This is a genomic window from Chryseobacterium sp. VD8 (genome assembly GCF_037149975.1).
Classification (GTDB): Bacteria; Bacteroidota; Bacteroidia; order Flavobacteriales; family Weeksellaceae; genus Chryseobacterium; species Chryseobacterium indicum.
Genome location: NZ_JBBCQL010000101.1, coordinates 1 through 15,201, shown reverse-complemented (window position 1 = coordinate 15,201; position 15,201 = coordinate 1). Strand labels below are relative to the sequence as shown.

Annotated in this window: 11 protein-coding genes and 1 pseudogene; all 12 read right to left on the bottom strand. The window is 37.4% G+C overall.

The features are described 5' to 3' along the window. A pseudogene (locus WFK35_RS12365) lies at window positions 1-1,276 on the bottom strand (hypothetical protein); the annotation flags it as partial. Between the two features lie 103 nt (window positions 1,277-1,379). Next, complete coding sequence (locus WFK35_RS12360) at window positions 1,380-1,643, bottom strand: hypothetical protein (protein ID WP_214590336.1); 264 nt, start codon at window positions 1,641-1,643, stop codon at window positions 1,380-1,382. A gap of 4 nt (window positions 1,644-1,647) precedes the next feature. Beyond that, window positions 1,648-4,611 carry a PKD domain-containing protein gene (locus WFK35_RS12355; RefSeq protein ID WP_336732845.1) on the bottom strand — a complete coding sequence of 988 codons (2,964 nt, stop codon included), beginning with the start codon at window positions 4,609-4,611 and terminating at the stop codon, window positions 1,648-1,650. Window positions 4,612-4,623: 12 nt separating this feature from the next. Continuing rightward, on the bottom strand, window positions 4,624-7,473 hold the full coding sequence (locus WFK35_RS12350) for a hypothetical protein (RefSeq protein ID WP_336732844.1): 2,850 nt from the start codon (window positions 7,471-7,473) through the stop codon (window positions 4,624-4,626). 24 nt (window positions 7,474-7,497) lie between these two features. Next, window positions 7,498-10,572 (bottom strand): baseplate J/gp47 family protein, encoded by a 3,075-nt coding sequence (locus tag WFK35_RS12345; RefSeq protein WP_336732843.1) that lies wholly within the window; start codon window positions 10,570-10,572, stop codon window positions 7,498-7,500. A gap of 89 nt (window positions 10,573-10,661) precedes the next feature. After that, window positions 10,662-11,072, bottom strand: coding sequence for a GPW/gp25 family protein (locus WFK35_RS12340; RefSeq protein WP_087711249.1), 411 nt, complete (start codon window positions 11,070-11,072; stop codon window positions 10,662-10,664). Window positions 11,073-11,185: 113 nt separating this feature from the next. Further along, complete coding sequence (locus WFK35_RS12335) at window positions 11,186-11,476, bottom strand: PAAR domain-containing protein (RefSeq protein ID WP_076394823.1); 291 nt, start codon at window positions 11,474-11,476, stop codon at window positions 11,186-11,188. A 2-nt stretch (window positions 11,477-11,478) separates the two neighbouring features. Next, complete coding sequence (gene vgrG, locus WFK35_RS12330; RefSeq protein ID WP_336732842.1) at window positions 11,479-13,224, bottom strand: type VI secretion system tip protein VgrG; 1,746 nt, start codon at window positions 13,222-13,224, stop codon at window positions 11,479-11,481. A 1-nt stretch (window position 13,225) separates the two neighbouring features. Next, entirely contained in the window at window positions 13,226-13,951 is a 726-nt protein-coding gene (locus WFK35_RS12325; protein ID WP_336732841.1) for a CIS tube protein, read from the bottom strand. Further along, on the bottom strand, window positions 13,948-14,109 hold the full coding sequence (locus WFK35_RS12320; RefSeq protein ID WP_273079021.1) for a DUF5908 family protein: 162 nt from the start codon (window positions 14,107-14,109) through the stop codon (window positions 13,948-13,950). Before WFK35_RS12320 ends, WFK35_RS12325 begins: the two co-directional genes overlap by 4 nt. A 200-nt stretch (window positions 14,110-14,309) precedes the next feature. Further along, window positions 14,310-14,777, bottom strand: coding sequence for a phage tail protein (locus tag WFK35_RS12315; RefSeq protein ID WP_087711256.1), 468 nt, complete (start codon window positions 14,775-14,777; stop codon window positions 14,310-14,312). 2 nt (window positions 14,778-14,779) lie between these two features. After that, a partial coding sequence (locus WFK35_RS12310) for a phage tail protein (RefSeq protein WP_336732840.1) occupies window positions 14,780-15,201 on the bottom strand: 422 nt, incomplete at its 5' end.

Sequence of the window (15,201 nt, the reverse complement as noted above, 5' to 3'; positions counted from 1 at the left end):
TAATTTTAATGGCGGATTCCGCTTTTATTGGTATATCACTCTCAATTACTTCTACATGGCGGTTTGGATATTTAAAATTCTGTACCTGCAGATTGAAACGGCTAATTAATGTTTTAACTTTCTGCATCGCCTTTTCATCATCCAAGACCGGTGAATTGTAAAACTGATGTCTTGAAGAGTCCAGCTTCGTTTCTGAATTTAATTTCCCCAGCATAATATGTTTAGGAAAAGAAGCAAAATCGGGAAGACATTTTGTAAATGTTTTAGGAAGAAGTCTGATAATTTCCGAATACGTATCCGCTAAATCTTTTACCACATCATAAGCATACTGAAAACCCGATGGCAGGCTAAGACATCCTTCCAAAACTTTTTTAAAGGAAGAATGATCTGCAGCAGAAAGTCTAAATAATTTAGAAATTTCGTTGATTTTTTTAAAAACAAGTTCACCATAGTTGTTTCTTTCCAAAACTTCTGTGTAAAGACTTTTTAAATCTGCAAAGGAAAATTGTGCTTCAATTCCCTTTTCTTTAATAAGTCTTTCCAGAATAACGCGTTCCTGCTTTACCGAGCCTAATATATCCTCTATAAATAACGGATGCGGCTGAATGCGGTCTTTCTGAAGAATATAATTAACACCCTGTTCGTTTGTAACCAATACTTTTAGATTTCGGATCTGCTGGATTCCATGATTATCACAATCTACTCCCCTGCAAGGTTTTACTTCTTTTTCATAACTTTCCAGATAGAGCATCAGGTATTGATCTTCGAGATCCGTAAAGTTGACTAACTGCTGAAAATCTGAAGTTGCTTCCTGAGCTGTAGCCAGTTCCCAAAGTTCAATCTGTCCTCCGTTTTCATCATAAAATGCAGGATAGTTTACCTTGAAATTGTCGTATTTTTTAAAATGAGTATATTCTTTACTATCAATACTGATTGTCTTTAGATCACTTACGTATAATTCTTCGCTTACTTTACCAGTATTGCTGAGGGTAAGCAAATCTCCATCGGTTGTAACTGCAACTCCCTGCGAAAGTTTTATGCTGTTGAGTTTTTTATTGGAATAGGTAAATTCAGGTTTAAGACCGCATACTATACCTGTTCCCTGAAGCATTACTCTGGATAAACGATCCTGATCCTCAAAAAAGTCTAAAAACTCATTTAACTGAGTATACTCAATGTACTGTCCTTTACTGAATTTGCGGTATTGGGTAGATACATCACTTAATTTAATGAACTTCCGGTATGGATTCGGTATATTATTTAATTGATTATTCATTATTGTTCATTTTTAATGATTTGTTAAAATGATTTAAACAACACCTTAGACAAATGTATTTCTAAGGTGTTATTTTAATTACTGCTCTGATTCTTAACTGAACTTATTGGCAAGTCTGGCATTTACAGGAAGACTGGGCAGTAAATACTTTTTTTGTAAGCGTATTTAAATATTCCCTATACTTCCGGATAAAAATCTCTGCTGTTTCCGACATAAGAATCCTGTCCTGTACAGTATCGAAACTTATATACACCACATCGTTCAGGATAAAAATCTGCTTTATATCAATCACAGAATCTTTTGTAGTTAATAAGCTGTTTACCTCGATAGTAATTCCGTCTTTTTCATATGTATCAATCAGTTTCATACTCTTATGGTTTTACTTCTCCTGTACAAGGATTAATTGTTAAGAAATTATTTCTAGGACATCCGTCATAAATCACGACTCCGCCAAGTTTTAATGTAGTCCATGCAACACCATCATGACAGCTATTGTCTGCACATACTAAAGAGAATGATATAAATCCTTCCCCATTCAGATCTGTGGCTGCGATAGACTGTGCATCCGTAGGACTCAGGAAGAAGGTATTAATCCTGTTTGGTCCTCTAAGTTCACCATTAGGACGTGATTGTCCGTTTTCAAGACTTTCACTTGCATTATTCAGGTTCACACCACCGATTCTGTACACTCCGTTCGCCATTAAATTGAATTTCGCGCTATTACATCTGTGATTTCCGGGACATGGTCCTAAGCTTTCATTGTACTGAACGGTAATCTCCAGACTAGAAAGACACTGAACGAGCGACTGCCCTTTCAGTTTTATAGGGGCTATCGTATATTGTGTGCTGCATCCACTTCCATTACTCACAGAAAGTATCGGGTTGAACGTATCTTCCTGACCAGCAACCAGATTATAGGTGTGAGATTGACTTACAACTCCATTTGCATCAGGAGCTGGCTTCTTTACAGTAACTAACTGACCGTCACCAAAATTCCAGTTATAGTCAAGATTACCTAAATTATTACCGGAAACAGTAAATGTTACCGTTGCTGTAGGATTTGTAGGGTTTTCTCCATTTACAGGGGTTCCTGTTGTTACCGTAACATTTGGAACTTCATTAACAATCATTTGAGTATCCACAGGATCATCATTAACTGTGAAAGTAATGGTTTGTCCGAGATAAGCTGCGCCAACCAATGCCGGATCAAAATAACTTTGTCCTCCGGTCTGGGTAATGGCGGATATTTCTGTTCCGTTTACAAATGCTTTTACCTGACCATCCAAAGGAACGATTGTCATAAGAACCGGTTTTTCATTTTGGCAAAGTTTACCTGAAGGTAATGATAAGAACACAGGATCTTTTTTGGAACAGCATAAATAAGGCAATGAGAAGTCTGCAATAACCTGATTGTTTGCCTTCGACTCTGCGATCAAAATAAATGTTCCGCCAGGTTCTACACCGGAAAGATGCTCCAAGCCGGATTTTCTTTCTAAAAAATCACTTAAAAGTTCTGTAGAAATTTCTTCTTTTCTGGGATCTTCTTTTACAATCGTTACATCGTCTGATGTTCCGGAAGGCGTTTCAAATTTAGCTTTATTCAATAACTTAAGATCGCTGTCTAATTTGGATAAATTAAGGAGCGCATTTTTAGGATCGCCAGCTTCTTTACTGATCTCATTGGAAATGGATAATAATTTATTTCTGAGTTCCTCAATAGAAACTTTTCTGGGCTCTTCAGATGTATCATCCGTTTTTTTACCATTATTTAAAAGTAAAACGCTAACGTCAAAAGCCAGTCCGTACTTTACTTTAAGGTCATTAATATTCTGTACCGCTGTTTCGTATGGCAGTTCAAGATGTCCTTCAATTCTGTAAAAATCATTGTTATCGATATTATAATTCAGGGGATTCTGAATATAATCTTCTGATGATAAGTTCGCAGTATGATAACTTAAATTATAGGTTTCTCTGTCTGTCTTTGTTTTTTCAAAATTCCATTTATCCAGTAAAGTCTTATCTACGTTATAATAATATGGAATTGCTTTTTCTCCTAATCTTACGTAAAGATTGGATGGTGTAATTTTAACGGGTCCTATATACGATTGAAATCCGTTGATTTTCTGCACAAAACGATTGGCAAGCAATATCAGCCTTTCATAATTTTCATCATCCTGAGTTGTGATGGGTGAATGATAAAATCCGTGACGGAAAGCCGCATATTCTCCCAGTTCCAAAGAACCTCCGGCATATCCCAACATCAAATGTTTAGGGAATGACGCAATAGAAGGACAACATTCTGCATTCAGATGTAAGATAAGTCCTTTTATTTCGTTGTAGGTATCAATGAGATCTTTCAGTAGATCATATCTGTACTGAAAATCATCCAGTCTTGGGGAAGATGCAGACAATAAGGTATTCAGTTTATTGAAGAGTGATAAGCCACTGAAGTTCATGTCTATTTTAAAAGTACCTGCAATTGCCTCAAAACCTTCAGACAATCTGGTAACAGAATCCATAGCGCTGCGAAATCTTGCTTTTAGCTGACCGGCTGTTTCAATTTTAGGATCAAGAATTACTCTTTTCGCTTCAATATTTGGTAAGCGGTCAAAAAGTTCTTCGTAAGAATTATGAATTTTATACAGCGTATCTTTTGCATTTCCATTCGCCATAAGATCGGAAACAGACTGAAAATTTGCCAAAAGCACTTTAAGATCAGAAACCTGCTCTGCTCCGGTGTTATCACAATCGGCATCTTCACAAGGAGTCTCGTCATTAGAATAGCTTTCCAAATAAAGGATGATGATTTTTTCATTCAGTTTTTCCAGAGTTTTAATATCTTTAAAGCTTCCTGTATCTAATCCTTTAACTTCCATTTGCTTCAGTTCGTCATCGGTTGCCAGTTCAAATAAAGGAATCTGCTCTTCTCCGATTCGGAAATGATTATACTTCACTTTGTCTTTATACTCTCTGAAGTATCTGTAATTTTTGGCATCAAAATCTATCGTAACGTCTGAAGATTTCTCTTTTCCTGTACGAAGGGTAATTAAATCTCCGTCTGTGGTAACGCCAGCTCCCTGAGTTATCACAATGGTATCCAAAGCATTTTCAGCCTTTTGCGGAGCTATTTTTTCCATAACGTCTGTAATGAGACCGGAACTGGTAATTGTGGATTTAAATCCGCATACAATTCCTACCCCGCTGAGAAGTGTTCTCGAGAGCCTGTCCTCATCTTCGAAATAGTCTATGAATTCATTTAACTGCCCGTCTGTAAGTACCTGATTTTCGTTAAACTTTCTATATTGGGTTGTTACATTATCTAATTTAGCATTCATTATTTTTCAATTTTATATGTTTGATTGTCCTAATATTATTTTTCCGTCCAGGCTGTCGTTATCTTCTATAGCACAGTCTAAGAGTCTTCCCGGTCTGTAAATATTATTTAAGTTGGTAAGAGCCGTCAGTAAATTCTGAATGCTGTTTCCTAAATTGTTAATATTATTTTTTGCTTTATCTGAAAGATATTTTTTAAACGCCTTTTCAAATGCAGACAAATCGTTCTGAGCGGTTTGTTTTTCACTTAAACGATCTCCAACCCAACAGATTTTAGCCAGAATATGAGCCGGAATTTCCTGTCGGATCACAGTTTCTGCATAACGTCTGAAGTCAGGATCCTGAAAACGGTAGGCAAAGCCCGGAAGAACCACACTTACACGGTAAGAATAAGGATCAAAAACATCATATTCGCAGTCTTCTTCGCAGGAAGACATTAAAGCATCTGCATAATCTACCGGATTTCCGGAAAGAACATCTCCATCATCATTCGGAAATACTTCAAAAGATTTTCCTATAATCATGCTTCCGATCCCTTCAAGATCCTGAAATACTTTGAATGTATCTTCCACAGACATACATCCGATTCCTCCTATAAGCTTGTAATCTTTGAATGCCGGTTTCAGCAGCAAATGCTCTACAAGGAAAATTCCTTCTTCGGTAAAATCGTATTTGAAATATCTTACCAACTCCTCAATTCCCTTTTTTAATTCAGCTAAAGAAGTGTATGGATTGGTCTTTTTATGGGTAGCCATTATATTTTGCGGCTGGCTGTAATCCATAATTTCAAGATAATAGTTCCCTCCGGCAGACATTCTTATTTGAATATTCCCAATCAAATCATAATGAGTCTGATTTTCCTTTAAAAGCTTTAATGCATTTTTAAGATCTTCTTCGTCTATCTGAATGGTCTGATAAATGGCTTCATGCAGATTTTTAGTTGCCGCATATTCGATATGGTATGTATTTACGGATGATAAAGTGATATTATTATTTCCATCCTTTACTTTCCATGAATAGCTTACCTTTCCGTCGTCACTTACCGATTTAATAATCGAAACAGGTGTTTGAGAAAGATTTCTCTGCTGGTAATTTTTAATCCCCAATAATCGGGCAATTCTTTTCTGTACCCCTGAAATATTGTCTGTATTCCAGACATTCGCAGTATCATCCAATGTATAATTATAGCCCAATCCACGGTCTTTGCTCAAAGATTTGTACTCTTTCAGGAACGTTTCTTTATTGTTCAGTACAATTTCATCGGTGGATTTTCCGTACAGAGATTTCATCAGGAAAGTATAGTCGCTGAATGTTTCTGCAAAACGGGCAATTAAATGATCCAGCACTTCATTTCGGCGTTCCACGCTGTTATCAAGTTCTTCGTATAAAATATCTGTAAGCGTGTCCTCGTTTTCATCATAATCTGAAACCAATTCTTCAAAACCTTTGATATTTTTAAGAGCCTGAGTAAAGAACGTTCTCTTTAAACCTCCACTGATACTTAAAACTTCTTTTACTTTTTCAAGGTGTTTGAAATAACTGGCAAGAATCTGATCGAAAAACAAAAGATATCCTTTCATCTGTTTTGCCAAAGCTTCTCTTTCCGGGGTTGGATTTCCGATGATTCCGGAAATTCCTACTCCGTACGTATCAGGAAATTCATTTAAAATAGTTGCGTAATTCCCGATATCGTAAGAAGTTCCCTGCGGAAGAGTCAACTCTTTATTTTGTCTTGCATCTTCTCTCAGTACTTCCTCCTCTTTTCTTAACGTTTCGAGATATTCATCAACTTTTTTAGTATTGATATTCAACGGAAGTGCACCTTTGGTGTAACTGAATGAACTCAGATCGCAAAGCTCCGGTTTTTTCCCTTTTTCAATACAGATCATCCAGTCATCGGTCTGCTTCACCACACTGTCGCAGCCGGCAATAGAAATTTCGTGAATTTCCTTCACTCCGTCGATTTTCATGATCTCGCTGATGATATCAGAAAGCCGGACTTCTCTTCTTAACTGACTTGCTTTCAATTCTTCCGTATCAATAAAGCCATTATCGAGAATCGGTCCGTCAAAAATCTCATCTGTGGTAAGACCTTTTTCCAGCATCTGCTTTAATGAATAGAAATGAACTTCCGGAGCCAGATAATTGTTGATCGCTCTGAGTACTTTTGCATGAACCAGTTCTTCATCTACTTTATTTACAAGTCCGATGCGGGCGCATACCGCCACTTTCTGGGTTTCGATTTCTTTGATGTCTACAAGATCCTCACAAAGACCTCTGTTCTGGTGATAGCGCTCCAGTATTTTTACTCTTGTATTCGATTTGTCGCAATCTTCATTCTCGCTATCGTCGATATCATCGGCATAATCTACATAAAGGTCATACAATCCTTTAACATTAAAATGCTGTGTCTTTTCTCCGATAGGTTCAAAATCCAACTGTCCTGTTTTGCAATCCACATACAGCGTTTCGTTTCTCGGAACCAGCCAACAGTTGCTGATTGGTCTCGGATGACCGGATTTAAAGCTGATATCGATGAAGAGTTTTCTGTAATCAAGCTCCGTTAAAGGTCTGGAAGGTAAAACTTCCGTAGCTTTCAGGAATTGTGTATGAATATCTTTTTTTGCATCGTTTGAAGCAAGAATGTCTTCCATATTCATATTCATCCTCATCCCAAGATCTGTGATGGCATAGCTTAAAACTTCCAGTGTGGTAATCCCCGGATCGTGAGAGTTATAATCTGTCCAAAGTTTTCCTCCTAATCCTTCTATATATTCAATACCTGTTCTGCGTAGAAAGTGAAAATCGGTCTGATCCTGCGTTTCTATATTTTTGGGTATACTAATGTGCTTATTTTCTGACATAATTATGTTTCTGCTTGTTTGTTATTAAAGGCATACCTGTTCTGCAATAGTAACTTTGTGCTGTTTGGCAGATACAAGTATGGATTTCGGATCTACTTCGATTAAAGACTGTGTCTGTAAAACATTATTTACCAATATACTGGTCTCTTCAACGTAGTCTACATAATGCAGTTGTTCCAGATAATTAATGAGCTGATTAACATTCAGTTTCACATTAAAATCAATATCTTTAGTGTCTGTAAAAGCCCAAGGCGATATGTACTTTTTGATGTCTTCGTCTAATTGTTTTGTGTAAAATGTTTCATCATACTGATCGAAGAATTTCACCTTTGTTTCTACCTTCGCTTCTTTATAATTCGGGTTGATTACCTGAGCGTTGATGTGCATGGTATTCAATTCATTTATATACTTCTGAATTCTGTTAAGCGTGGCTCTGCTTACTCTTGGCTGATAAATATCAAAAGCGTTTTTATTTTTAATATTCGGAACAACCATCAGCGTAACATATCCGGGAGCGAGGTAAGACTTTTCTGAAGTATGATTCAGGCATTTTACCTTGAAAACTTCCGGAAATTCCTGCAAAACGAGATGTTCGTAATCCCATTGTGTAACGGCTCTGTTTTTATGTCTCAGTCTTTCGCTTACTCTTCTGTAGAATTCTGTATCTGTTTCTTTGTATTTTCCGTCGAATGAGTTATACGGCTGGCTCACCGATTTTACCTGCGGAACTCTGGTAATAAGTCTGGAAATCGTATTGGCTTCCAAACCGTTGTTTAAGTGGGACAGATCGTTGTTCTGATTCTGGAATGTTGCCAGAACTGCCTGTGTATATATTCCCTGAACTTTACAAACCGCATCGTAACTTCTTCCTGATCTTGCTCTTACCCAGATTAACTGATCTGTAAATCTTGTGTGATTCAAATTGATATCTTTTGGAATTTTGAATTTTACAATTCCGGATTCCAGGAATTTTTTAGTATCATTCTGCAGCATAGAGTTTGAAAGATCAATCCATGTATTTCCGGAAAGAATGCTCCATTCGATATACTCTTTTTCTTCAAAAGTCTCAGCTAAAGGATTTTCGCTTCCTTCCAGCATCTGGATGAGAAGGGAAACCGTCATTTGTGGAACTGCTTCCAGACCGATGTATAATTCGCCTCCTTTCTGATGTACCGGAACAATGGTTTTCGTATCGATTTCCTTTTCATACTGCCCGAAAGCATCTTCATGATACATCTGTACTTCTTCACTTTTCAGAAGTTCTCCTTCAGAATCTTTTCTTAAAGAATGGTATGCAGTTTCTGTTGCGCTGTAGCTCAGTTCAATATCTTCCGCAAAAGGAATATAAGGTTCGTTCGGAACTACTTTAAGTTTTTGAGGATCTGATAAAACAAGCGTATATAATTTAGGATACAAGTCCTGTAATAAAGATTTCTTCAGTTTTACCCGTATCGCTTCGCCTGTACCTGCTTCATCACTGGTGCTTTTTACAGAAAACTTTGTCTGGTAAACATTTCCATTCTTTTTAAATAAAGCAATATCACTTTCCTGATTGTGCCAGATTTCTTTGTCTAACACAGCAGTATCGATCTTAAAATAATCGTCTCCTGTTACAACTGACGAATTTTTCAAATTGTTGAAATCCTGCTGACTGATATTTGTATCCGGTTCCATGATATACCCGCTGTATAAATCCTTTATGGAAGCCGGCGTGTTTTTCCAATTGATGGTAATGTCTGCAGTGTTCCACTTTTTAGAGAACATTTCAGGACATTTTATGTAAAAATTGGAACCTTTAATCGGCTGCGCAGTAAATGGATAATAGGATTTTTCGGAATTCAGTTCTCCATTGTCATTTTCAATCTGAAGAGATTTTATTCCTTTTACATCTACAGAAACTTCAATATTGTTGACCAATGCTTCTGAAAAAGCTTCATAGACTTCATAATATTTCTTCCCTTCAATCATGAATCTGAGAACAGGAAAGCTGGTCTGGAATGTTTCCTTCAGAACATCTTTATTGTATTTTACGATGGCAGGAAAATCTTTAGGTAATGTTAAAGAAAAGGTTAAACGGTATTTTTTATCACTTTTGTTTCCTGTTTCTCCATTTTCAGTGCATTGTAATGCAATGTCGGATAGCCATTCTTTTTCCCCGCTGCAAAGTACTTTGATGTTGTTCTGAAAATCTTCTTTTTCAAGGGCTTTTAGTTTTTGAACAGAATTTGCTTTAAAATCTATTTTCAGGGTAATTGTTCTGTCTCCTTCTTTTAAATCGAATAAAGATGATGCTACAGAAAATCCCAGTTTCGCTTTCGGAAGTTCTTTATAGATCGATTTGTCCGAAGCTGTTTCTTCCGCATTGTATCCGAACGGCCACCAATAGTTTCCGCCTTCCGGCAGTTTTTCGCCCAAACCATCGGCAGAATTGGTAACCGGAGCCATTTTAAGCTCTTGTTTTCCGCCGTCGTTAAGAATACTTTTAATTTCAACTACTTTTGCCTGATTGGCAATCAGTTCATTATTGGTTTTGTAGATTCGTTTTTTTCCTTCCGCATCTTTATCTCCGTCCAGAAGTGTTCCTTCCGGAATTCTTTCCTGAATTGCTTTTTTAGCCAATTCAAAAATCACATAGACTTTATCTTCTTTAGCATCATTTTTCTGAATCTGAAGGATCTCGTTATAGTAGAAATCCAGATGTCTTTTCGTTAAATTATTGAAAGCTTTTTTGGAAAAATCCAGCAATTTCAGAAAGCAGACGAACAAAGTAAGATGCGGCGTCAGATTGCTGTCCTGTTCAAACTGGGAAATAAGATCTGTAACCTGTTTTTTCATACTTTTGTAATCTACGCTTTCTCGGCGCGGAATAGCATTGGTATCATCACCAAAGAAAAAGTTTCCCCACTTCTTATCTGGTATTGCTGTATCAGCATCTTTTTCAAAAAAATTTACATGACTGGCAAAATTGTTTGCAAATAGCAGCCAATCGAACAGATCGAAGTCGTGCAATTCGAGATTGCCGGGATCCAGATCCGCTAAAAAGCGCTGCATTTGTGATTTTCCTTCACGATAATGTGAAAATGTATCTGTTTTTTTCATTTGTTTATATTTATATTCTATGGTCAGATGCAATACTTAATGTAATGTTTCGGTAGTATTCAAAATGGTTACAGACATCCCGTAATTATTTATATTTCAGTAGCTTCACCTTTATAGAAAGGGAAAACCATATTGCTTCTGGTATTCGTATTCCTTACTTCGTAATCAATTTTTATCAACACTTCGCCTTCCAGTTCTTCCTGAGTATCGATGTCGATATTTAAAATGTTTATTCTGGGCTCGTGGTATAAAATGGCACGCTCGATGATTCCTTTCATCTGGGTAATCAGCGTTAAGTCCAAAGGTTTGAAAAGCATTTCCTGCAGGTCGCATCCGTAATCGGGGAACATGACTCGTTCTCCCGGTCTTGTGGAGAGTAAAATGATCAGACTGTTGTTGATGTCTTCCACATCTGTAGTCATTACCAGCTTTCCTTCAGTCTCATTAAACTCAGGCGGGAAACTCCAGCCTATTCCTAAAAAATCTGTATTTATTTTCATACGTTCTTGTATTATATTTAATTGTAACATCTCGCATCTGTAACATAGAGTTTTAGTTTTCTAACCGTTTTGTTATTGATGTCCTTACATTTTTTAATCTTGCAGAATGTGTATTATCCGCCTATTAAAACAGTTGCTTCACCCGCGCTTATTACGCCTCCGTGAGCGGTAGAATCCCCCATTCTTGCGGCTGGTTTTCCGCCGATCATTACGCTTGAGGATCCTGCTGCAATGGTATCGGGCGGACCTGTGCATATTGCTTTGTCTCCTACTCTTGCTGCGGGTTTACCTCCTATAAGTACAGTAGGTTCTCCTGCCGGAATGATGGGCCCGCCAACGTGCGGGGTAGTTCCCGTTACCATCGGACAGGTATGCATATCTGTAATTCTTGCTGCCGGTTTCATGATTAATTGATTTTAACTTGAGAGCCTTTTACGACGGTTACTGCGCCTGATTTAAGCTCAGAACCGGAACTTCCTTCTGCTTTGAACTGTGTGGATGCTTTGATACCGATATTGGTTCCTTCCATCTTAATATCACCTTTTGCTTTGATCTTAATGTCTTTCCCACTTTCCATACTGATCCCGTCTTTATTGAGGGTAAGAGTATTTTTATGCTCGTCTTCTATTTTAATGACATCTGCATCTTCGTCTACAGTTATTTTTTTGCCTTTTGGTGTTTCAAGGGTGTATGAAATTTTATCGTCATTAAAAATCATCTTCATTTTGCTGCGGGTAACAAATCCTTTTTCGTTGTTGTCATCGGAAGCTACAATGGGAGCCGGTTTTGCGCTGCTGTTCAGCATTCCCAGAACTACTGCATCATTGGGATCATCATTAATAAAACCAATGATTACCTCATCTCCGATTTCCGGTCTGAAGAATGATCCTCTGTTTTCTCCTGCATCAAGTGTGGCTACACGCGCCCAGATTCCCTCCTCTTCGTTATTGATGATCGGGATCTGCACCAGAATCCTGTCTTCTCCATCGGGATCGGATTCCAGTTGGGATACTTTCCCGATGTGCAGTCCGCTGATGGAAGGAATAATCCCTGAACCCGGCATTTCGCTTACATCGTATGTTTCTGAGAACCATGTCGGAGAAAGCCCGAATTGTGCATCGACAAGCCAGTTTCCTTCAGCAATTTCGTGACGGACGCCTGTTACGTAAATTTTTCCGTTGAAACGGTTTCCTACGCCTTGCAGCATTAATGAAACTCCCGGTTTTACAGCCGGAATTCCCTGGAATTTCACCCTTCCTCTGGTCTTTGCCAATTGCTGGAAAGTTGCCTTTGCATCACTCCAGTCCTGAAGTTCACTTTGCGTAAGATTTCCGCCATGTTTAAGCTGCAGATCGTCTATCCCAAATACTTTTGCCAGATCATCCGGTGAAAGGTTTCCGTTAAGTTTTACGGCAGGATCCTGAGCTTCTACTTCTGTAAGTTCCTGATCGGTATAGCTCCATGTTTTGGCTGAAATTTTTTTGAACTGATCTCTTGCGTCTATTTCTCCGTCAAACTCATGCACCGAAGATCCGTAAACCACTGTTTCCACTTCTTTTTTACTGAAATCGGGTTTCGCTATTTTAACGGTTCCGTCTTCTACAAAACAAAGTTTTCCGTTTGCCTGTGCTCTGGTGAGCATAAAATCCCAGTCGGAAGCTCTGTACTGAATCAATTCTTTGTGTGAATTTGAGGTAGTCTGAACATCGGCAGTCAATCCGTTATTACTGATGAGTTCTCCGATAATGTCGCTGTCTTTACTGTCGTAGAAATATTTACTTTTTCTGCCTAAAGTCATTTTCACCGCTTTATCTCTGCATTCTATGATGAGATAGGAAGAGCCGTTTCTTACTTTGATGTTGTGCTTTACAACAACTCCTTTAAAAATGCTTTCTTCGTCCGAATGGTAACCTGCGGTAATTTCAATTTCTTTTCCGGGAATCAGAAGATCTTCATTGCTTAGTTTAAAATCCTGTTCCGGTACGCTTCCATCCAAAATAACAATGCGGGCATAAGGAATTCTGTTTACTTCTTTTTCTACAACAATACTTTTTACCCCATATTTTCCGGGCAACTCTGTACCTCCGGACATTACTTTAAAAGTGATCAGATCCGGATTTTTTGATGTTTTTATGTATCCGCTATTGTTCATATTATGCTATTTTTTCTATGGGTGGAAAGTAGAGTTCAGTTCCGGGTTTCAACTGTCTGAAATTGATGAGATTATTAACTTTAGCAACTTCCAAGTAATATTTGGAGTCTCCGTAGATTCTTTCAGTCATTAAGGGTAAAGTGTCTCCTGCCTGTACGGTTCTTTTGTGGGTAAGATCAGGGGAATTTTTTTTGGCTTTTAAAGCACCAAGTTCATTTGAAACTGAACCATTAAATGTTGCTTTTCCGACAGCTCTTAATGGTTTACCGTCGTTGTCAAAAAGTTTATAATCTATCGTAAATTCAGAAAGCATTCCTTGATATTGAAATTCTCCCCAAGTAAGCTCTACATTATAAGGTTTATGAATAGAACCATTGTAGTCGCCAGTAGCCGAATAAAAATCTTTTAATTGTTCTGTTACAGCTTTTTTTCTAAAAATATCTTTCTTAACTCCTATTTTTTCAGCAATCTTATTTACCAATTTATTTCCAGAATTTGTTTGTACTACACCAGTACCATCAAATAAAAATTCTAGTTTTAATTCTGAAGGAAGAGTTTTATCATACTTTAGGTTATTATCGCTTGTACCTATTGCTGAATCTGGATTCAACTGATTTTTACGAGTGAAAGAATAACCAGTCGGGTTAATTAAAATATAAAAAGGCTTACTTCCTTCACCTTTATAACTTGAGTCTTTATAACTGACTATTTTTAATTTATCCATCATCTTTCTTTTTTACGTTGTTCAATATTTACTATCTGCTCTATGCTTTCACTCACTGCTCGCATAATTTTAGCTTCATCTACTGATTGAGTAGTTGTCGTTGCGGCTGCTTTTTCGTCCACATTTATTTTAATGTGAAGCTCTTTTATTTCTATTGGCATTTCGTTTATTTTTTAATTAATTATTAATACGTAAAAAACTTAAAACCAATTATTTAACGTATTTATTTAAAAAAATCTAAGCACATAAAGCGTGTGTTCAGTCCTGTTATAGACCAATCCTTTATTTTTTTATTTTAAAATTTTTGCTGAATGTTATCCGAAAACTAACACACGGTAAGTGCTTAGATTTAATTTAGAAATTACAAGCCTAAACTTGCTAACGATGAGGGTATTTTGAAATATCTGTATTTCAGCTCTATTGTTTCAATAGCAAGCCTGCTTTCTTCTGCGTTGAATTCTGAAACGTTCCATTTTACCGGATAGGCTCCCACTACATTCCAGACCATTAAAGGTGCTGTAGACTGAAGTCCTCCTGAAAGTGTAATGACAAGATCTCTGGGTTCAAACTCGAAGTTTTCCATTGCATTTCTGCACCAGCTTATTAATCCTGAACTTACAATCAAGCCACGCTTAAGAACTAAATTTTCATATTTCGGTCTTAGAGGAAGCTGATGAAGAAATCTGTTTTCGCCTCCTTCGGCATATTCTTCGACCTGAATTTCTGTAGATAAACCAGATATAGACTGAAATCTGGAGTCAATACCCTCTGTTGTCGAAATCCCGTTAACAATAAAAGAGAAACTGGTTGGAGGATATAAAAGAGCCATGATTAGTTATGTTCAATAGTTAAACCTTCGTGCGCAATCTCCAAAGTTTCAATTGCCACTTCATTACCTTCAGCTTTCAGATCGGTTGACTGTAATTTCAATGGGAAGGCATTTTTCACTTTCCATGTTACCGCAGGTGCGCCGTTCTCGTCTAAAAGAGAAATCGTAATAGATCTTCTTTCTACCGTGTTCATCTGAACCGTCTGCAGCCATTCGAAATAATCGTTATCGCCTTTGAAAGTTCCTCTTTTTAAAGTGATGTTTCCGAATTTTGCCATTCCCGGCATTTTGATCTTACTGAAATCCGGACTTGCTCCCTGTCTGTATTCAATGATATCGCGCTCGATGCTTAATCCCGAAACTTCCTGAAAACCGATGTTCGTTCCGCCCCAGTCTACTTCAAAGGAAAACTTTACTAATGGAT

Excerpts from the sequence above, each read along its gene's own strand:
- WFK35_RS12340 (WP_087711249.1), bottom strand. The coding sequence starts at position 11,072 with ATGAAAATAAATACAGATTTTTTAGGAATAGGCTGGAGTTTCCCGCCT.
- WFK35_RS12315 (WP_087711256.1), bottom strand. The coding sequence starts at position 14,777 with ATGGCTCTTTTATATCCTCCAACCAGTTTCTCTTTTATTGTTAACGGG.
- WFK35_RS12320 (WP_273079021.1), bottom strand. The coding sequence starts at position 14,109 with ATGCCAATAGAAATAAAAGAGCTTCACATTAAAATAAATGTGGACGAA.
- vgrG (WP_336732842.1), bottom strand. The coding sequence starts at position 13,224 with ATGAACAATAGCGGATACATAAAAACATCAAAAAATCCGGATCTGATC.
- WFK35_RS12325 (WP_336732841.1), bottom strand. The coding sequence starts at position 13,951 with ATGATGGATAAATTAAAAATAGTCAGTTATAAAGACTCAAGTTATAAA.
- WFK35_RS12360 (WP_214590336.1), bottom strand. The coding sequence starts at position 1,643 with ATGAAACTGATTGATACATATGAAAAAGACGGAATTACTATCGAGGTA.
- WFK35_RS12335 (WP_076394823.1), bottom strand. The coding sequence starts at position 11,476 with ATGAAACCGGCAGCAAGAATTACAGATATGCATACCTGTCCGATGGTA.
- WFK35_RS12345 (WP_336732843.1), bottom strand. The coding sequence starts at position 10,572 with ATGAAAAAAACAGATACATTTTCACATTATCGTGAAGGAAAATCACAA.
- WFK35_RS12350 (WP_336732844.1), bottom strand. The coding sequence starts at position 7,473 with ATGTCAGAAAATAAGCACATTAGTATACCCAAAAATATAGAAACGCAG.
- WFK35_RS12355 (WP_336732845.1), bottom strand. The coding sequence starts at position 4,611 with ATGAATGCTAAATTAGATAATGTAACAACCCAATATAGAAAGTTTAAC.